The 19,171-nt window shown below is 71.2% G+C and carries 17 protein-coding genes; 13 read left to right on the top strand and 4 right to left on the bottom strand.

The window, feature by feature from the left end:
• Positions 1 to 31 precede the first annotated feature (31 nt).
• Both pdxT and KDL01_RS05380 read left to right on the top strand, forming a co-directional pair.
• Positions 32 to 643, top strand: a complete 612-nt coding sequence (gene pdxT, locus KDL01_RS05385; RefSeq protein ID WP_212527208.1) for a pyridoxal 5'-phosphate synthase glutaminase subunit PdxT — start codon at positions 32 to 34, stop codon at positions 641 to 643.
• Between the two features lie 83 nt (positions 644 to 726).
• On the top strand, positions 727 to 1,485 hold the full coding sequence (locus KDL01_RS05380; RefSeq protein ID WP_212527199.1) for a YebC/PmpR family DNA-binding transcriptional regulator: 759 nt from the start codon (positions 727 to 729) through the stop codon (positions 1,483 to 1,485).
• Positions 1,486 to 1,569: 84 nt separating this feature from the next.
• Here KDL01_RS05380 and KDL01_RS05375 read toward each other — a convergent pair whose 3' ends face one another.
• Complete coding sequence (locus KDL01_RS05375) at positions 1,570 to 2,223, bottom strand: hypothetical protein (protein WP_212527198.1); 654 nt, start codon at positions 2,221 to 2,223, stop codon at positions 1,570 to 1,572.
• Positions 2,223 to 2,732, bottom strand: a complete 510-nt coding sequence (locus KDL01_RS05370; RefSeq protein WP_212527207.1) for a SigE family RNA polymerase sigma factor — start codon at positions 2,730 to 2,732, stop codon at positions 2,223 to 2,225. Before KDL01_RS05370 ends, KDL01_RS05375 begins: the two co-directional genes overlap by 1 nt.
• A 68-nt stretch (positions 2,733 to 2,800) precedes the next feature.
• Here KDL01_RS05370 and ruvC point away from each other — a divergent pair, with 68 nt between their 5' ends.
• From ruvC to KDL01_RS05330, 8 genes are all read left to right on the top strand, one after another.
• Positions 2,801 to 3,382, top strand: a complete 582-nt coding sequence (gene ruvC / locus KDL01_RS05365; protein WP_212527197.1) for a crossover junction endodeoxyribonuclease RuvC — start codon at positions 2,801 to 2,803, stop codon at positions 3,380 to 3,382.
• Between the two features lie 7 nt (positions 3,383 to 3,389).
• Complete coding sequence (gene ruvA / locus KDL01_RS05360; RefSeq protein ID WP_212527196.1) at positions 3,390 to 4,013, top strand: Holliday junction branch migration protein RuvA; 624 nt, start codon at positions 3,390 to 3,392, stop codon at positions 4,011 to 4,013.
• An 11-nt stretch (positions 4,014 to 4,024) separates the two neighbouring features.
• Positions 4,025 to 5,074: a Holliday junction branch migration DNA helicase RuvB gene (ruvB, locus tag KDL01_RS05355; protein WP_212527195.1), complete on the top strand. Its 1,050-nt coding sequence runs from the start codon at positions 4,025 to 4,027 to the stop codon at positions 5,072 to 5,074.
• A 441-nt stretch (positions 5,075 to 5,515) separates the two neighbouring features.
• The gene (gene yajC / locus KDL01_RS05350) at positions 5,516 to 5,899 is read left to right on the top strand and encodes a preprotein translocase subunit YajC (protein ID WP_212527194.1); all 384 of its coding nucleotides are present in this window, start codon (positions 5,516 to 5,518) and stop codon (positions 5,897 to 5,899) included.
• A gap of 180 nt (positions 5,900 to 6,079) precedes the next feature.
• Positions 6,080 to 8,032, top strand: coding sequence for a protein translocase subunit SecD (gene secD, locus KDL01_RS05345; protein WP_212527193.1), 1,953 nt, complete (start codon positions 6,080 to 6,082; stop codon positions 8,030 to 8,032).
• On the top strand, positions 8,032 to 9,189 hold the full coding sequence (gene secF / locus KDL01_RS05340; RefSeq protein WP_212527192.1) for a protein translocase subunit SecF: 1,158 nt from the start codon (positions 8,032 to 8,034) through the stop codon (positions 9,187 to 9,189). Before secD ends, secF begins: the two co-directional genes overlap by 1 nt.
• 89 nt (positions 9,190 to 9,278) lie before the next feature.
• The gene (locus KDL01_RS05335; RefSeq protein WP_307846109.1) at positions 9,279 to 9,839 is read left to right on the top strand and encodes an adenine phosphoribosyltransferase; all 561 of its coding nucleotides are present in this window, start codon (positions 9,279 to 9,281) and stop codon (positions 9,837 to 9,839) included.
• 182 nt (positions 9,840 to 10,021) lie between these two features.
• A complete protein-coding gene (locus KDL01_RS05330; RefSeq protein ID WP_212527191.1) occupies positions 10,022 to 12,421 on the top strand; it encodes a RelA/SpoT family protein in 2,400 nt (799 codons plus the stop codon).
• A gap of 144 nt (positions 12,422 to 12,565) precedes the next feature.
• Here the strand turns inward: KDL01_RS05330 and KDL01_RS45120 are convergent, their stop codons facing one another.
• The gene (locus KDL01_RS45120; RefSeq protein ID WP_212527205.1) at positions 12,566 to 13,831 is read right to left on the bottom strand and encodes a DUF349 domain-containing protein; all 1,266 of its coding nucleotides are present in this window, start codon (positions 13,829 to 13,831) and stop codon (positions 12,566 to 12,568) included.
• A gap of 429 nt (positions 13,832 to 14,260) precedes the next feature.
• A complete protein-coding gene (locus tag KDL01_RS44395; protein WP_212527190.1) occupies positions 14,261 to 15,118 on the bottom strand; it encodes a peptidylprolyl isomerase in 858 nt (285 codons plus the stop codon).
• 227 nt (positions 15,119 to 15,345) lie between these two features.
• Between KDL01_RS44395 and KDL01_RS05315 the strand changes: the two genes are divergently transcribed.
• From KDL01_RS05315 to aspS, 3 genes are read left to right on the top strand one after another with little or no spacing between them, the layout of a single operon-like run.
• Positions 15,346 to 16,053 carry an MBL fold metallo-hydrolase gene (locus KDL01_RS05315; RefSeq protein WP_212527189.1) on the top strand — a complete coding sequence of 236 codons (708 nt, stop codon included), beginning with the start codon at positions 15,346 to 15,348 and terminating at the stop codon, positions 16,051 to 16,053.
• Between the two features lie 34 nt (positions 16,054 to 16,087).
• Entirely contained in the window at positions 16,088 to 17,350 is a 1,263-nt protein-coding gene (gene hisS, locus KDL01_RS05310) for a histidine--tRNA ligase (RefSeq protein ID WP_212527188.1), read from the top strand.
• Positions 17,347 to 19,128 (top strand): aspartate--tRNA ligase, encoded by a 1,782-nt coding sequence (aspS, locus tag KDL01_RS05305; protein ID WP_212527187.1) that lies wholly within the window; start codon positions 17,347 to 17,349, stop codon positions 19,126 to 19,128. Before hisS ends, aspS begins: the two co-directional genes overlap by 4 nt.
• Positions 19,129 to 19,171 lie beyond the last annotated feature (43 nt).

Below are 19,171 nucleotides of genomic sequence, written 5' to 3'. Positions count from 1 at the left end.
ACCCACGGAAGCGATACAGGTAAACCCCGAAGTGAACGACGTCACGATCGGCGTGCTCGCGCTGCAGGGCGATGTGCGCGAGCACGCCGCGTCCCTGGCCGCGGTCGGCGCCAGGGCCGTCCCGGTGCGTCGGGCCGCCGAGCTCGACGCGGTGGACGGACTCGTCATACCGGGCGGCGAGTCCACCGCCATGTGGAAGCTGGCCACGGCCTTCGACATGTTCGAGCCGATCCGCAAGCGCCTGGCCGAGGGCATGCCCGCGTACGGCTCGTGCGCCGGCATGATCATGCTGGCCGACCACGTGCTGGACGCGGCCGAGGGCCAGCAGACCTTCGGCGGCATCGCCATCACGGTGCGGCGCAACGCCTTCGGCCGCCAGGTCGACTCGTTCGAGGGCCCGATCTCGTTCGCCGGGATCGACGGCGAGCTGCACGGGGTGTTCATCCGCGCCCCGTGGGTGGAGGCTGTGGACGAGGACGCGTCCGGGGTCGAGGTGTTGGCGCGCGTCAGTGGCGGACCGGCTACGGGTAGGATCGTCGCCGTTCGGCAGGGGAGTCTGCTGGCGACCTCGTTCCACCCGGAGCTGACCGGGGACCACCGGGTCCACGGCGTGTTCGCGCAGATGGTCCGGGCGTCGCGCTGATCGGCTTGCCGACCCGAGGATTGCTGTGACTTGTCCGTGCGCACGGGTGCGCACACGTACGTGAGCGAGAGGGAGCGAAGGCTATGTCGGGCCACTCCAAGTGGGCGACCACAAAGCACAAGAAAGCCGTGATCGACGCCAAGCGCGGCAAGCTCTTCGCCAAGATGATCAAGAACATCGAGGTGGCCGCGCGCACCGGCGGCGGCGACATCGCGGGTAACCCGACGCTGTTCGACGCGATTCAGAAGGCGAAGAAGAGCTCGGTCCCGAACGACAACATCGACCGCGCGGTCAAGCGCGGCTCCGGGGCCGAGGCGGGCGGCGCCGACTGGCAGACCATCATGTACGAGGGCTACGGCCCCAACGGCGTGGCCCTGCTGATCGAGTGTCTGACCGACAACCGCAACCGGGCCGCCTCCGAGGTCCGGGTCGCGATGACCCGCAACGGCGGCTCGATGGCCGACCCCGGCTCGGTCTCCTACATGTTCGGCCGCAAGGGCCAGGTCATCGTGCCCAAGGCGGACGGGGTGAACGAGGACTCGCTGCTCGAGGTGGTGCTCGAGGCGGGTGCCGAGGAGGTCAACGACGCGGGCGAGGCCTTCGAGATCATCTCCGAGCCCGGCGACCTGATCTCGGTGCGCACCGCGCTGCAGAACGCGAAGATCGAGTACGACTCGGCCGAGTCGCCGTTCATGCCGAACCTGCAGGTGCAGCTCGACGAGGAGGGCGCGCGCAAGATCTTCAAGCTCATCGACGCCCTCGAGGACAGCGACGACGTGCAGAACGTCTTCGCCAACTTCGACGTCAGCGACGAGATCATGGCGATCCTGGACGAAGAGTGAGACGTCTGTTCGCGCATACGCGAGGCCGGGGCCCGCACGTCGAGAGATCGGCGTGCGGGCCCCGGCCGTTGTGTTCCGTCCGGTTCAGTACGCGCAGCCGGTGGGCTCGGCGGACAGCAGGGCGAACCTGCCCGACTCCGCCACCCCGGAGTATCCCGGGCCGGTTGCCGAGGGGGTGAACTGCAGGCTCTGGAAGACGACCGCGGAGCCGGGCGGCATCTTCGCCGGATCGACGGTGATGCTCGTGGCGTCCATTTCCACGGACACGAACGCGGACCGCGAGTTCTCCTCCTTCCCGCCGATCCAGGTGCAGGAGAGCTTGCCCGGCACCGGTGTCACGGTGGCGAAGTAGAAATACGAGGCGATACCCCCGTCCGCCAGCACCTTCCTGAGCTCGTCCGCACCGCCTTGCCGCCACAGGCTGATCGTGACGTAGCCGGTCTTCGGGTCGGTGTGCACCGAGTAGGACGCAGTGTCCACGTTGATCGGGACGACACTCGCCCTGACGGTCGGGGCGGCCACCGTGCTCGAGCCCGTCCCTCCGGTCATGGTCAGGCCGAGCCCCAGCGCGGCCGCGACCACGCAGGCCGCCGCGACCGCGGGCATGGCCCGGCGCCGACGCCGCAGTACCCGTCCCCGCGCGAGCACCGCCTCCGCGCCGTCCCCGGGCGCGTGGACGTGGTCGAACGCCGCACCCACTTCATCGTAAATATCCTGATCATCCTGTTCGATCGTCATCAGCTCGCCTCCTGTTCGCGTGCCGAGGCCAGCGCGCCGCGCAACGTGGCGGTGGCCCGGGAGAGGTGTGCCGTGACCGTGCCGGGCGCGATGCCGAGCGCGCTCGCCGTGGTCTCGGTGTCGAGGTCGAGGAAGATCCGCAGAGCCAGCACCTGGCGCTGACGGGTCGGCAGATTCCACAGCGCGGCCAGGATCGCCGGATCGAGCGCGAGCGCAGGCTCGGCGGCCGCGGCCAGGTCGAGCCCGTCGCTCCAGGCCACTTCGCGCTTTCGGCGCCGCCACCAGGACACGTGCGTGTTCAGCGCCGTCCGCACCACCCAGGCCGTGGGGGCGGGATGCCGGGAGATCGTGCGCCAGGACGCGTAGGCGCGGGCGAACGCCTCGGCGGTCAGATCCTCGGCCAGCGCCCGGTCGCCCACCGACGCGTACACCGCACGCAGGCAGGCATCCGCGCAGGCGCGGTAGAACTCTGCGAAGTCCTCTTCGGGTTCGTGGTCCACACCCCTCATACGCACGGGAGGCAGTATCCACTTACACGCCGCCCGCCCTTGTCCGCGCGGCCCGGTAGATTGGGCGGATGCGCGTGCTCGGAGTGGACCCAGGCCTGACCCGGATGGGCATCGGCCTCGTCGACGGCCGTCTCGGCGCCCCGCTGAAGATGGTCGCGGCCGGAGTCATCCGCACCCCGGTCGGCGCCCCGATCCACGAGCGGCTGCTCGGCATCGACGTGCAGATCGCCGAGTGGTTCGACGAGTACGAGCCGGACGCGGTCGCGGTGGAGCGGATGTTCGCGCAGGAGGGCGTGCGCACCATCATGGGCACGGCGCAGGCCGCGGGCGTGGCCATGGTCGCCGCCGCCCGGCGCGGACTGCCGGTCGCGCTGCACACCCCCAGTGAGGTCAAGGCGGCGGTGAGCGGCGACGGGCGGGCGCAGAAGGAACAGGTCGCCGCGATGGTCGTCAGGATCCTCAAACTCAGCGAGGCACCCAAACCGGTGGACGCCACCGACGCGCTGGCCCTGGCCATCTGCCACGTCTGGCGCGGCGGCGCGGCCGATCGGATCGCCGAGGCCCTGGAAAAGCGGGGCTTGTCGGCGCCGTCCGGTAGCGTTCCCCTGCACAGGGTTCGCGGGCGCGGACGCGGGAGTGGATTCAGGTGAGGCGCGAGTGATCAGCTTTGTCGAGGGCGAGGTCGTCACGGCCGGCCCGGAGGGCGCGGTCGTGCTCGTGGGCGGGGTGGGCCTGCTGGTGCACTGCAATCCGGACACGCTCGCCGGGCTGACGGTCGGTCAGTCCGCCCGCCTGCACACCAGCCTCGTGGTGCGGGAGGACTCGCTCACCCTCTACGGCTTCGGCACCGAGGACGAGCGGGTGGTGTTCGAGGTGGCGCAGACGGCCAGCGGCGTCGGCCCGCGCGTGGCCATGGCCATGCTCGCCACCCACCGCCCGGACACGCTGCGCACCGTCTTCGCCACCCAGGATCTCAAGGCCCTCACCCTCGTGCCGGGGATCGGGCCCAAGGGCGCGCAGAAGCTGCTGATCGAGCTCAAGGGCCGGCTCGGCGAGCCGACCGGCAAGGTCCCGGCCAGCCGCGAGGGCGAGGCGGCCCCGGGCGTCACCCCGTGGCGCGGCCAGCTGCTCGAGGCGCTGACCGGGCTCGGCTGGACCGCCCGTGACGCCGAGGGCGCGCTCGCCGAGGTCGAACCGCTCGCGGCCGAGGCCGAGGCCAGGGGCGAGAGCCCGCAACTGCCGGTGCTGCTGCGGGCCGCTCTGCGCTCGATGCGGCGATAGAGGGGGGACAGATGCCGGAGAACCAGATCCTGGACGGCGGCGCCGACCAGGAGGAACGCGCCGTCGAGGCCGCGCTTCGGCCCAAGACGCTGGCCGACTTCGTGGGTCAGCACAAGGTGCGCCAGCAGCTCGAACTGGTGCTGCACGGCGCCAAGGGCCGCGGCGCGGCGCCCGACCACATCCTGCTGGCCGGGCCGCCCGGGCTGGGCAAGACCACCCTTTCCATGATCATCGCCAATGAGCTCGGCATGCCGATCCGGATCACCTCGGGCCCGGCCATCCAGCACGCCGGCGACCTGGCCGCGATCCTGTCCTCGCTGAGCGAGGGCGAGGTGCTCTTCCTCGACGAGATCCACCGGATGTCCCGGCCGGCCGAGGAGATGCTGTACATGGCCATGGAGGACTACCGGGTCGACGTCATCGTCGGCAAGGGACCCGGCGCCACCGCCATCCCGCTCGAACTCCCGCCGTTCACGCTGGTCGGCGCCACCACCCGGTCCGGCCTGCTGCCGGCCCCGCTGCGCGACCGCTTCGGCTTCACCGCGCACATGGAGTTCTACGACCCGATCGACCTCGAGCAGGTGGTGCACCGCTCGGCCCGGCTGCTCGACCTGGACGTCGATGCCGAGGCCGCCGCCGAGATCGCCTCCCGCTCCCGCGGCACCCCGCGTATCGCCAACCGGCTGCTGCGCCGCGTGCGCGACTTCGCCGAGGTCAAGGGGGACGGCCGGGGCACGGTCGAGGCCGCCCGCGCGGCCCTGGCGGTCTACGAGGTGGACGAACGCGGACTCGACCGGCTGGACCGGGCCGTGCTCGGCGCGCTGCTCAACCTGTTCGGCGGCGGACCGGTGGGCCTGTCCACCCTGGCCGTCGCGATCGGTGAGGAGACCGACACGGTCGAGGAGGTCGCCGAGCCCTTCCTGGTGCGCCAGGGCCTGCTCGCCCGCACCCCGCGCGGCCGCATCGCCACCGCCGCGGCCTGGCGCCACCTCGGTCTGCCCATGCCCCGCACCGCGCCGGGCGCCGGACAGGACGCACTGTTCGACGGCGCCTCCGACTAGCGCGGGTGCCTCGGGCGAGGTCCCGGAACCGCCGCCGCACGGCGACGCGCCCCGGCCGCACCCTGAATCCACCTGAAAATCTTGAACTCTGAAGTTCCCGTGAAAAACCTGATCGTCCTATAAGAATCCCGCCGCACCGGTGACCGCTTCGCCCCGGTCCGCGACCGGCGGCCGCGTATCGCCGCACCTCCCGGCCCTGGTCGGCGTGTCGCCCGGGACCGGCCGGACACGCCCGGCCGCGGGACGGGTCCGGCGGGAGCCTGAGAAGCGGGGTCACTGTTCGGCACACAACGGCGTCGGCGGGAGTGAGTCTGATTGTCTCGGCAAGTATGACCGCATAGACTCCGCGTGACCTGGAGTGCCCGTCATGCGTGCCGGACCCTCCGCGAGCAGATCGAAGTCCGGGCCGGTCCCGGCGCGATCCCGGAAGAACAGCCGACCATGAGTTCCCTGATTCTGATTTACGTCGTCGTCATCGGCGGCGCATTCATGTTCATGACCAGCCGCGGTCGCAAGAAGCAGGCCGCCCAGTCGCAGATGATGCAGACCGCGCTCGTTCCCGGAGCCGAGGTGCGCACCATCGGCGGTGTCATCGGCACGGTCCTCGAGCTGACCGACGAGTACGTCGTCATCGAGACCACTCCCGGGGTGAAGCTGAAGTTCACCAAGCAGGCCATCGCCGGTGTGACCCAGCCCGAGAGCGCCGAGACCTCGACCTACGGTGACGAGCTCACCCCCGCCGAGGAGGAGGCCGCAGCCGAGGAGTCGGCCGCCGACGAGTCCGAAGAGCACGAAGACGCCAAGCCCGAGCAGAAGGTCGGCTGAAGCGCCTCGCCCGCCGGGGGGACCGGCCGGCCTGCCCGGGGAACCGGCGCGGGCCCACCGTCGTCTCTCATCGGACGTAACGCGACATACCGACAGTGAGCGCGGCCTGGGCACGCGGTGGACCCTACCGGGTACGCCGGGGCCCGGGGCCCGCATGTCAATTCACCGAGGAGAAGGAACGTGGCTGCGAAAAAGGCCCGGAGCAAGAAGTACTCCGGCCTGCTCTCCACCCGGGCCCGGGGGGCGTCGAACCAGCGGCCGTGGCGACCGCTGCTAGCCCTGGGCGTAGTCCTGGTCGCGCTGTACGCGACGATGTTCGGCGTCAACGCCACGCACCCGCGGCTCGCGATCGACCTGGCCGGCGGCACTTCCGCGGTGTTCACCGCGGAGATGGGGACCAAGGGCGCCACGCCCTCCTCCGCCGACATGGACCAGGCCGTCTCGATCATGCAGCAGCGGGTCAACGGCTACGGCGTGAGCGAGGCGACGGTCACCAAGGAGGGGTCCAACACGATCGACGTGGAGATCCCCGGCCAGTTCTCGCAGGCCACGGTCAACTCCATCGGTGCCACCGCCCACCTCTACTTCCGGCCGGTCCTCGCGTCCGCCGCGGGCGTGCCCACCCCGACCACGAGCGCCAGCCCGAGCACCTCGTCGACCGGCTCCACCGCGACGCCGTCGGCCAGTGCCAAGGCCAGCTCGTCCACCAGCGCCACGGCGACCACCACCGCCAAGGCCAGCTCGTCCAGCACCGCCAGTGAGTCGGCCACCGGCCAGTCCGAGTCCGGCACGGTCAAGGCCGACGCCGCGACCGCCTCGGCCTCCGCCGACACCACCGGCACCGCGTCCCCGGCCGCGAGCAGCAGTGCCACGGCCACCTCCAGCGCCGCCGCGGCGAGCGCTTCGGCCAGCGCCTCGGCCTCCGCCCAGGAGAGCCAGGCCGTCTCCGCCTACGAGGCGCTCAACTGCAGCGACAAGGCCAGCCTGAAGAACGTCGGCGTGGTCAAGGCCGGCGACTACCTCGCCACCTGCGGCCTCGACGGCTACAAGTACCTGCTCGGCCCGTCCGTGATCGACGGCAAGCACGTCGACAGCGCCATCGCCACCCAGACGGTGGGCAGCACCGGCATCGCGACCGGCGCCTGGGAAGTCGACCTGTCCTTCGACGCGACCGGCAAGGCAGAGTTCGCGACCGAGACCACCGCGCTCTACCAGGAGGTCCAGAACTCCTCCGGCAGCGGCCAGTTCGCGGTCACCCTCGACGGCATCGTGCAGTCCGCCCCGGTCGTGCAGGAGGCGATCACCGGCGGCACCGCCACGATCAACGGCACCGTGTTCACCGAGCAGACCGCCAAGCAGCTGGCCACCACGCTCAGCTACGGCTCGCTCCCGCTGAACTTCCAGCAGAGCCAGGTCTCGATCGTCTCCCCGACGCTCGGCAGCTCCGAACTCGACGGCGGCCTGATCGCCGGCGGCATCGGTCTGCTGCTGGTGTTCCTGTACGTCATCCTGTACTACCGCGGCCTGTCCGTCGCGGCCATCTCCAGCCTGCTGGTGGCCGCCGCGCTGACCTTCGCGCTGGCGTGCCTGTTCGGTCCGCTGATGGGCTTCACCCTGTCGCTGCCCGGCGTCGCCGGTCTGATCGTGGCCATCGGTATCACCGCGGACTCGTTCGTCGTATTCTTCGAACGGTTGCGAGACGAGTTGCGTGAGGGCAGATCCGTGCGCTCCGCGGTCAGCCACGCCTGGCTGCGCGCCCGGCGCACGGTCATCGCGTCCGACACGGTGACCCTGATCGCGGCCGTGGTGCTCTACCTGCTCACGGTCGGCTCGGTGCAGGGCTTCGCCTTCACCCTCGGCCTGTCCACCGTGATCGACCTCGTGGTGATCTTCATGTTCACCGTCCCGATGGTCACCCTGTTCTCCCGGACGAACTTCTTCGGCAACGGCCACCCGTGGTCGGGCCTGGACCCGGAGAGCCTGGGCCGTTCGCGCCAGGGCCAGGGCAGCTACCGCGCCGGCTCCGGGCGCAACCGGATGACCATCGCCGAGCGCCGCCGCCAGGCCGAGGCCGAGTCGGCCGACGCGCAGGGCACGGACGACGAATCCAACCAGCACAGCGTGGAGGCCTGATGTCCCGCCTGGGCAAGTTCAGTTCGCTGGGCAACCGGCTCTACAGCGGCGACACCGCGGTCGAGGTCATCGGCCACCGCAAGCGCTGGTTCGCCTCCTTCGGCGTCGTGCTGCTGCTGGCCGCGATCGGCCTCGGCGTGCGCGGCCTGCACTTCAGCGTCGACTTCACCGGCGGCACGGTGCTGACCGTGCCGACCCAGACGCTCTCCACCGCGGACGCCACCTCCGTCGCCGTCGCCAACGGCGTCTCGGCGCCGGTGGTCCAGGAGGAGACGATCACCACCGGCGGCGCCGGCCGCCAGATCACGGTGACCACGACCACCATCGGCCTCACCACCGAGAACAACCTCAAGAACGCCCTGGCCAAGGCGGCCGACGTCAACACGGACAAGATCAACGTCCAGGACGTCGGCGCCAGCTGGGGCCACGAGGTGTCCAAGGACGCGTTCGAGGCGCTGCTGGTCTTCCTCGTCCTGGTGACGCTGTATCTGGCCGTGTTCTTCGAGTGGCAGATGGCCGTCGCGGCCCTGGTCTCGCTGCTGAACGTGGTCGTGATCACCGTGGGCGTCTACGCGTGGTCGGGTCTGCAGGTCTCGCCCGCCACGGTCACCGGCTTCCTGACCATCCTCGGTTACGCGATCTACGACGCGGTCGTCGTGTTCGACAAGATCAAGGAGAACCGCAGACTCTACGTGGACACGGACCGGATGGGGTATGAGCGGGCGGCGAACCTGGCCGTCAACCAGACCCTGATGCGTTCGCTCAACACCTCGCTGATCGCGGTCATCCCGGTCGTCGCGCTGATGGTCGGCGGTGTGCTCTCCCAGGCCGCCGTGCTCCAGGACATCGCGCTCGCGCTGTTCGTGGGTATCGCCGCCGGTACCATCTCCTCGATCCTGCTCGCGGCCCCGCTGCTGGTGTGGATCAAGGAGCGCAACCCGGCCGTGCGCGCCCACGAGGCCCGCATCGCCGCGCGGTCCCAGAAGGAGGCCGCGCGCGCGGCTGCCGCGGACAACGCAGCCGCCGAGGCTCCGAGCTCCGTCTCGGTCGGCGGGCCCTCGATCGTGGTCAGCGCGGCCGGCCAGGCCCCGTCGTCCCGGGTGGTCCAGCCGCGCGGTACGCAGCGCAGCCAGCCGCAGCGCAAGAAGAAGCGCTGAGCACAAGCAGTGGCACCCGCCGCCCCCGGTTCCCTCGTGGAGCCGGGGGCGGCGGCGCGTGACCCCCGATGCGTTGGTAGATTGCTGAGGTGACTCAGCCGACGGCCGAGGCGGCCGACCTCTCCGCACTCCTGACGTCCCACATCCGCGACGTGCCGGACTACCCGAAGCCCGGCGTCGTGTTCAAGGACATCACCCCCCTGCTCGCCGAGCCCGCCGCGTTCGGCGCGATGACGGCCGAGTTCGTGCGGATCGCGACCGAGCTCGGCGCGACCAAGGTGGTCGGCCTCGAGGCGCGCGGCTTCATCCTGGCCGCGCCGGTGGCCGTGGACGGCGGCTTCGGCTTCGTGCCGGTGCGCAAGGCCGGCAAGCTCCCCGGCGAGGTCTTCGCGGTGTCCTACCAGCTGGAGTACGGCGAGGCCGTGCTCGAGATCCACCGCGACTCGTTCCAGCCCGGCGACCGGGTGCTGATCGTGGACGACGTGCTGGCCACCGGCGGCACCGCGGCCGCCGCGCTCCAGGCCATCCGCGAGTGCGGCGCCGAGACCGTGGGCCTGGCCGTCCTGCTCGAGCTCACCTTCCTCGACGGCCGGGCCCGGCTGTCCGCCGAGGCCCCCGCGATGCCGGTGCACGCCCTGCTGGCCGTCTGAGGCCGGGCCGCCGGCCCGCCCGACGGCCCGCCCGGCGGACCTCCCGCGGCCGCCCGGCCGGGGCGCCCGGAGCGGGAAAACTGCCCGTTTTCTCCCTCCATCGTGTTTTTTTGCCCACATATCCGCAGGTCAGGGCTGGTTCCTCATCAAGAGCTGTCTTCACGGGGGCAGCAACCGATACCATGGAACCCGGAGTACGCCCAGTCGGATTTACTGGAGGCGGTGGCTTGACGACTACGCCGGAGACTTCTGAGGCGGCGCCGAGCATCGAGCGTTCGGCACCTGCGTCTCGCCTGCCCGCGCTGCCGGTGCCGGCTCCCTCTCCGTCGCAGCCCTCCAGCCGCGTCCGCGCCCGGCTCGCCCGCTTGGGCGGCGCCCGCGCGGGTGGCCCCAACCCGGTGCTCGAGCCGCTGTTCCGGATCGTGCGGGCCTCGGACCCCAAGGCCGACCTGCGCCAGCTCGAGCGCGCCTACCAGGTGGCCGAGCGCTACCACCGCGGGCAGCGGCGCAAGAGCGGCGACCCGTACATCACCCACCCGCTGTCGGTGACCACCATCCTGGCCGAGCTGGGCATGGACGTGCCCACCCTGTGCGCCGGGCTGCTGCACGACACGGTCGAGGACACCGACTACAGCCTGGACATGCTCCGGCGCGACTTCGGCGACACCGTCGCGCTGCTGGTGGACGGCGTGACCAAGCTGGACAAGGTCAAGCTGGGCGAGGCCGCGCAGGCCGAGACCGTGCGCAAGATGGTCGTGGCCATGGCCAGGGACATCAGGGTCCTGGTCATCAAGCTGGCCGACCGGCTGCACAACATGCGCACCATGCGCTACATGAAGCGGGAGAAGCAGGAGCAGAAGTCCCGCGAGACTCTCGAGATCTACGCCCCGCTGGCGCACCGGCTGGGCATGAACACGATCAAGTGGGAGCTCGAGGACCTGGCCTTCGCCATCCTCTACCCCAAGATGTACGACGAGATCGTGCACCTGGTGGCCGAGCGCGCGCCCAAGCGCGAGGAGTTCCTGGCCCAGGTCACCGACATCGTCCAGGGCGACCTGCACGGGGCCCGGATCAAGGCCACCGTGACCGGCCGGCCTAAGCACTACTACAGCGTCTACCAGAAGATGATCGTGCGCGGCCGCGACTTCGCCGACATCTACGACCTGGTGGGCATCAGGGTCCTGGTCGAGTCGGTGCGCGACTGCTACGCGGCGCTCGGCACGATCCACGCGCGGTGGAACCCGGTCCCCGGCCGGTTCAAGGACTACATCGCGATGCCCAAGTTCAACATGTACCAGTCGCTGCACACGACCGTGATAGGGCCCGAGGGCAAGCCGGTCGAGCTGCAGATCCGTACCCACGCCATGCACCGCCGGGCGGAGTACGGCGTCGCGGCGCACTGGAAGTACAAGGAGGACGCGCGCGCGGGCAACTCCGGCGACAAGTCCCCGGACACCGGCCCCGGCGACATGGCCTGGCTGCGGCAGCTGCTCGACTGGCAGCGCGAGACGGCCGACCCGGGCGAGTTCCTGGACGCGCTGCGCTTCGACCTGAGCGCCTCCGAGGTGTACGTGTTCACCCCGAAGGGCGACGTCGTCCCGCTGCCCTCGGGCTCGACTCCGGTGGACTTCGCCTACGCCGTGCACACCGAGGTCGGCCACCACTGCATCGGCGCCCGCGTCAACGGCCGCCTGGTGCCGCTGGAGTCCAAGCTGGACAACGGCGACGTGGTGGAGATCTTCACCTCCAAGGCCCCGACGGCCGGCCCGAGCCGCGACTGGCTCGGCTTCGTCGCCTCCCCGCGGGCCCGCAACAAGATCCGCGCGCACTTCACCAAGGAGCGGCGCGAGGAGGCCATCGAACAGGGCCGCGAGCAGATCGCCAAGGCGATCCGCAAGCAGGGCCTGCCGCTGCAGCGGCTGCTCTCCAGCGAGGCGCTGTCCTCGATCGCGCTGGACCTGCACTACGCCGACATCTCCGCGCTGTACGCGGCCGTCGGCGAGAACCACGTCTCGGCCCAGTCCATCGTCCAGCGCCTGCTCCAGACGCTCGGCGGCGAAGAGGGCGCCGAGGAGGACCTGGCCGAGTCCACCCTGCCGACCCTGCCCGGCGACCGGCGCGAGCGCAAGCGCTCCGGCGGCGACCCGGGCGTGCTGGTCAAGGGCGTGGACGACGTCTGGATCAAGCTCTCCCGGTGCTGCACCCCGGTGCCCGGCGACGCCATCATGGGCTTCGTCACCCGCGGCAACGGCGTCTCGGTGCACCGCGCGGACTGCACCAACATCGAGCAGCTCAAGGCCCAGCCGCAGCGCATGGTCGAGGTCGAGTGGGCGCCCACCGCCTCCTCGGTCTTCCTGGTCTCGATCCAGATAGAGGCGCTGGACCGCTCGCGCCTGCTCTCGGACGTGACCCGGGTGCTGTCCGACCAGCACGTCAACATCCTGGCCGCGACGGTCAACACCTCCCGGGACCGGGTGGCCACGAGCCGCTTCACCTTCGAGATGGGCGACCCGAAGCACCTCGGCCACGTGCTCAAGGCCGTACGCGGCATCGAGGGCGTCTACGACGTCTACCGGGTCTGAGAACGTCTGAGGGCCCTGAGTCCTGAGCCCTGAGTCCGGGCCCTGAGCCCGAACGAGCGTGCGAGAAAGGCCCGTCCCCTTCCGGGGGACGGGCCTTTCGCTCGATCGGGTGAGCCGCCGGCCGGTGCGCCGCGGTGCGGCGGACTACCGGGTGAACTCGGCCAGGGCCGACTGGGCCTGCTCGAGCCACTCGCGCCGAGCGCTGATCGCGGCCTCGGCGTCGGCGGCCTTGCGGGCGTTGCCGGCCGCCTTGGCCTTGTTCAGCTCGGTCTCGAACTTCTCCAGCGAGGCCTCGAGCTGACGGACCGTCGCCTCGGCCCGGGCACGGGCCTCGGGGTTGGTGCGCTGCCACTCGGCCTGCTCGGCGTCCGCCACGGCGCGCTCGACGTCGCGCAGCTGGCCCTCGATCCGCGACTTCGCGTCGCGCGGGACCGGGCCGACGTCTTCCCAGCGCTCCTGGACGGCGCGCAGGGCCGACTTGGCCGCCTTCAGATCCGTCACCGGCAGCACGGCCTTGGCCTCGACCAGCAGCTCCTCCTTGCGCGCCAGGTTCTCCTTGAACCCGGTGTCGCGGCGGTCAAGGTCGGCGTTGCGGGCCGCGAAGAAGCCGTCCTGGGCCGCCTTGAAGCGCACCCACAGCTTGTCCTCGACGTCGCGCTGGGCGTGGCCGGCCTTCTTCCAACTGGCCATCAGGTCGCGGAAGCCCTGGGCGTTCTCGGCCCAGTCGGTCGGCTGGGTGATCGGCTGGGCGGCGAGCTCCTCGGCCTGCTCGACCAGCTCCTCCTTGCGGGCCCGGGCGGCCTCGCGCTCGGAGTCGAGCTCGGCGAAGTGGGCCTTGCGGCGCTTGGCGAAGGCGGAGCGGGCGGTGGCGAAGCGGTTCCACAGCTCGTCGTCGGCCTTGCGGTCCAGCCGCGGGACGGCCTTCCACTCCTCGACCAGCGCGCGCAGCCGCTCCCCGGTGGACTTCCACTGGCCCGACTCGGCCAGCGACTCGGCCTCGGCGACGATGTGCTCCTTGCGCTCGGCCGCCTCGACCAGTTCCTTGGCCCTGGCCTCCTTGCGCGCGGCGCGGCGCTGCTCGGCCAGCTGCTCGAGCGCGTCCAGCCGGCCCAGCAGCGCGGCGAGGTCGCCGATCGCGTGGGCGTCGGTGATCGCCCCGCGCAGCTCCGCCAGCGTCGCGGCCGCGTCCTTGCCGCCCTGGTCCGAGCGCAGCCGGCGCTCGAGCAGGTCGACCTTCGTGCGCAGGCCGTCGAAGCGCGTCTGGTAGAACGCCAGGCCCTCGGCCGGGGTGCCGGCCGCCCAGTTGCCGATCTCGCGCTCGTCGCCCTCGGCCGTGCGTACGAACACGGTCCCGTCGACCGCGACCCGGCCCCACGAGCTCTTGGCTTCGACGGCCGGCGCGGCAGGCACCGGCGCGGTGGGAACCGGGGCGGCGGGAACGGGCGCGGTGGGCACCGGCGCGGCAGGCACCGGCGCCGGAGACGGCGACGGCTCGGCGACGGGCTCGGGCTCGGCGGCGGGCGCCGACTCAGCGGCGGGCGCGGGCTCGGGCTCGGCGTCAGGCACCGGCTCGGCGGCGGGCGCCGCGGCGACGGGCACGGCCTCGTTCGCGACGGTCTCGTTCGCGACAGGCGTCGGCTCGCCGGCGCCCTGCGGCGCCTCGGTCGCTGCGCTCACCTCGCCGGCGCCGCTCTCGATCGCCGCGCTGGTCGCGATGGTGGGCTGCTCGCCGTCGGACACGGTAGTCCTCCTACGTTCACTACGGACGGACTCCCGCCCGCACCGGGCACTCTACAGGCGCACGCGGGGCGGACGGGAGGGTGAATCCAGCTAAACCGCTCAGCTCGCCTGGATCGTGACCTTCTCGATGGTGGTCGCGTCCTTGGGCGGCGTGTTGCCGTTGCTGTCCGCGGCGGCGGCGCCCGCCTTGCCGATGCTCTGGAGGATGTCCAGGCCCTTGGTGATGGTGCCGAACGGCGTGTAGGTCGGGGCCAGCGTGGAGTCCTCGCCGACCAGGAAGAACTGGCTGCCGCCGGTGTGCGCCGCACCCGTGTTCGCCATCGCGACGACACCGGTCTTGTAGGTCACGGTGCCGGAGGAGCCGGCCGCGCCCAGCGAGGCCAGGTTCTCGTCCGGGATGGTGTAGCCGGGGCCGCCCTGACCGGTGCCGGTCGGGTCGCCGCACTGGAGCATGAAGAGGCCGGAGGCCCACACCAGGCGGTGGCACTTCGTGTTGTCGAAGTAGCCCTTCTGCGCCAGGTACACGAACGAGTAGACCGTGTACGGCGCTGCCTTGCCGTCCATGCTGATCACGATGTCACCGCGGTTGGTGGCGAGCGTGACCGTGTAGGTCTTCTCCGCGTCGGCCGCGTTGTACGTCGGGACGGCGATGCCGGACTTGGCGGCGGTGCCGGAGGCCTCGTACGCGAGCGGGTTCGCGGCGGCGGTGGAGGACGCGCTCGCGCTGGCGCTCGCCGACGCGGTGCTGGTGCTCGCCGCCGTCTTGGTCGAGTTGTTGCTGCTCGGGATGGCGAACGCGGCGACGAGTCCGCCGGCCACCACCACGGCCGCGACCGTGCTGACGATCGCGATGCGCCTGCGGCGCTGGGTCTCGCGGCGCTTCTGCTGAATCTTGCCCTGAACCCGCTCGTAGCGGGCTCGCTCCAGCGCCCGCTGGCGGTCCTTCGTGCTGGCCACGTCCGTAAGTCTCCTCGTCGCTTCCGCGCTGATCCCTGGTTCGGCGCGAGCCCCGTCCCCGGTGCCCACCGCCCGTGCCCGACGGCCCCGCACGCAGTGTACGTGTGAAGTGCTCGCCGACTTAAGAGCGCGCGCCCATTGTTATGGTTTCCTAAGCCCGTCACCGCGCCGGTAGGCTGGCCGGGATGTCACGCCCGAACCGCAACCGGTAGAAATCAGGACGAACGGTGCTCATCGCAGGGTTCCCCGCAGGCAGCTTCGGCACGAATTGTTACGTGGTCGCGCCCGGGCCCGGCGAGCGCTGCGTGGTCGTCGATCCAGGCCAGGACGCCGTCGGCCCGCTCACCGAGCTGCTGCGCGAGCACCGGCTGCGCCCGGCCGCCGTCATCCTGACGCACGGTCACCTGGACCACATGTGGTCGGTCACCCCGGTCTGCGGCGCGCACGACGTCCCTGCTTACATTCATCCGGCCGACCGGTTCATGCTGGCCGACCCGCTCAAGGGCGTCTCGGCGCAGTTCGCCGCGATGGTCGGGGGGGTCACCTTCACCGAGCCGGAGCAGGTGCGCGAACTGGCCGACGGCAAGGCGCTTGGGCTGACCTCGGTGCTCGGCTTCGACCTGGTCGTCGACCACGCGCCCGGCCATACCAAGGGGTCGGTGACCTTCACGCTGCCGCGCCTGGACGACGCCGGGGATCCGGACGTCATGTTCAGCGGCGACCTGTTGTTCGCCGGCTCCATCGGCCGCAGCGACCTGCCCGGCGGGGACCCGGCGGAGATGAACGTCTCCCTGGCCCGCGTCGTGCTGCCCCGCCCGGACGACACCCTCGTCCTGCCGGGGCATGGAGGCCGCACCACGATCGGCCGGGAACGCGCGTCGAATCCGTTCCTGCGGGGACTCAGGAGCGTCGATTCCGCCCGTCCCGGTCTGTAGCCACCCGACGACCTGAGACGAAACGAGTACGAGCATGACCACCTTTCGGGCACCGAAGGGCACCTTCGACCTGCTTCCGCCGGACTCGGCGGCGTTCCTCGCGGTACGCGAGGCGATGGCGCGCACGGTGCGCCTGGCCGGCTACCAGTACGCCGAGACCCCCGTGTTCGAGGACACGGCCCTGTTCAAGCGGGGCGTGGGCGAGTCCACGGACATCGTGAACAAGGAGATGTACACCTTCACCTCGCAGGGCGGTGACTCGCTGACGCTGCGGCCCGAGGGCACGGCCTCGGTCCTGCGCGCCGCGCTCCAGGCGAACCTGCACAAGGCCGGCCAGCTGCCGGTGAAGCTCTACTATTCGGGCTCTTACTTCCGCTACGAGAAGCCGCAGAAGGGCCGCTACCGGCACTTCTCCCAGGTCGGCGCGGAGGCTCTCGGCTCCGAGGACCCGCAGGTGGACGCCGAGCTGATCATCCTGGCCGTGGACGCCTTCCGCGGGCTCGGGCTCACGAACGTCAAACTGCTGCTGAACTCGCTCGGCGACGCCACCTGCCGCCCGGTCTACCGGGCCGCGCTGCAGGAGTTCCTGCGCGGCCTCGACCTCGACGAGGCGACCAGGGCGCGGATCGAGATCAACCCGCTGCGGGTGCTCGACGACAAGCGCCCCGAGGTCAGGGCCCAGCTGGCCGGCGCGCCGATGATCGGCGACTACCTGTGCGAGGACTGCAAGGCCTTCCACGCCGAGGTGCGCGAGCTGCTCACCGACGCGGGGGTCGCCTTCGAGGACGACCCGAACCTGGTGCGCGGCCTCGACTACTACACCCGTACCACCTTCGAGTTCGTGCACGACGGGCTCGGTTCGCAGTCCGCCGTGGGCGGCGGCGGGCGGTATGACGGGCTGTCGGAGCTGCTGGGCGGACCGGCGCTGCCGTCGGTCGGCTGGGCGCTCGGGGTGGACCGGACCGTGCTGGCCATGGAGGCCGAGGGCGTGCTGGAGAAGGAGACCTCGCGGGTCGAGGTCTTCGCCGTTCCGCTGGGCGAGCAGGCGCGGCGGCTGCTGTTCGGCGTCGTGCGCGACCTGCGCCGGCTCGGCGTCAGCGCCGACATCGTGTTCGGCACGCGCGGGGTCAAGGGCGCGATGAAGGCGGCGGACCGTTCCGGCGCGCGCTATGCCCTGGTGGCCGGGGAGCGCGACCTCGCCGATAACCTGGTCCAGCTCAAGGACTTGGCCAGCGGGGAGCAGATCCCGGTGGCGCTCGACCAGATCATTCCGACGATCAAGGAGAAGTTGTCGTGATCCGCACGCGCGAGGCGGGGACCCTCAGGGCCGCCGACGCTGGCACTACCGTCACCCTGGCCGGGTGGGTGGCCCGGCGCCGCGATCACGGCGGCGTGACCTTCCTGGACCTGCGCGACGGCTCCGGCGTCGTGCAGGTGGTGGTGCGCGACATGGAGTCGGTGCACGACCTGCGCAACGAGTACTGCGTCGCGGCGACCGGCGAGGTGCGTCCGCGCCCCGAGGGCAACGCCAACCCCGACCTGGCCACCGGCGAGGTCGAGGTCGTGGTCGAGACGGTCGAGGTGCTCTCCGAGGCCGCGCCGCTGCCGTTCCCGATCGACGAGCACAAGAGCTCGAACATCAACGAAGAGGTCCGGCTGCGCTACCGCTACCTGGACCTGCGCCGCGAGGACATGGCCGCGAACATCCGCACCCGGGCCCGGGTGACCCGGGTGATCCGCGAGGTCATGGACGAGAACGGCTTCTTCGACGTCGAGACGCCGTACCTGACCCGGGCCACGCCCGAGGGCGCCCGCGACTTCCTGGTGCCGGTGCGCCTGCAGCCGGGCTCCTGGTACGCGCTGCCGCAGTCCCCGCAGCTGTTCAAGCAGTTGCTGATGGTGGGCGGCCTCGAGCGGTACTACCAGATCGCCCGCTGCTTCCGGGACGAGGACTTCCGGGCCGACCGGCAGCCTGAGTTCACCCAGCTCGACATCGAGATGTCCTTCGTCGAGCAGGAGGACGTGCTCGCGCTCGCGGAGAAGATCTACCAGCGGATCTGGAGCCGGGTCGCCGGGGTCGAGATCCCGCTGCCGCTGCCGCGGATGACCTACGTCGAGGCGATGGCCCGCTACGGCTCGGACAAGCCGGACGTGCGCTTCGGCCAGGAGCTGGTGGAGCTGACCGGCTACTTCCAGGGCACCGAGTTCCGCGTGTTCCAGGCCGAGTACGTCGGCGCCGTGGTCATGCCGGGCGGCGCCGGGCAGACCCGCAAGGAGCTCGACGGCTGGCAGGACTGGGCCAAGGCGCGCGGCGCCCGGGGCCTGGCCTACGTGGTCTTCGACGCCGAGACCGGCGAGGCGCGCGGCCCGGTGGCCAAGAACCTCTCCGCCGAGCACCTGGCCGGCCTGGCCGAGGCCGTGGGCGCGGTTGCGGGCGACGCGGTGTTCTTCGCCGCGGGCGGCAAGACCGCCTCGCAGGAGCTGCTCGGCGCCGCCCGGCTCGAGATCGGCCGCCGCGGCGGCCTGATCGACGAGTCCCGGTGGGCCTTCCTGTGGGTCGTGGACTTCCCGATGTTCGAGCCGCTCACCGACGACAAGGGCGAGTTCGCGGGCTGGCACGCGGTGCACCACCCGTTCACCTCGCCCACCCCGGAGTGGCTCGAGGGCTTCGACAAGGACCCGGGCAGCGCCCTGTCCAACGCCTACGACCTCGTCCTGAACGGCACCGAACTGGGCGGCGGCTCGATCCGTATCCACCGCCGCGAGGTGCAGCAGCGCGCGTTCGAGGCGATCGGGCTGAGCCAGGAGGAGGCCGAGTCCAAGTTCGGCTTCCTGCTCGACGCGTTCAACTACGGCCCGCCTCCGCACGGCGGCATCGCCTTCGGCCTCGACCGCACGGTCGCGCTGATCACCGGCGCGGACACGATCCGTGACGTGATCGCGTTCCCGAAGACGGCCTCCGGCGGCGACCCGCTGACCGGCGCCCCGGCGCCCATCACCCCGGAGCAGCGCAAGGAGGCCGGGGTGGACTTCACCCCCAAGCCCAAGGCTTCCGCCGCGCCCGCCGCTGAGTAAGATCCCGTACATCACCGGCCCCCGCCGCCTCGACCGCATTCCG

Origin of the sequence: Actinospica durhamensis (assembly GCF_018139695.1) — a bacterium.
In the GTDB taxonomy this organism is placed as follows: Bacteria; Actinomycetota; Actinomycetes; order Streptomycetales; family Catenulisporaceae; genus Actinospica; species Actinospica durhamensis.
Note: the sequence above shows the minus strand (reverse complement) of the source record. Positions and strands in the feature narration are given on the sequence as shown.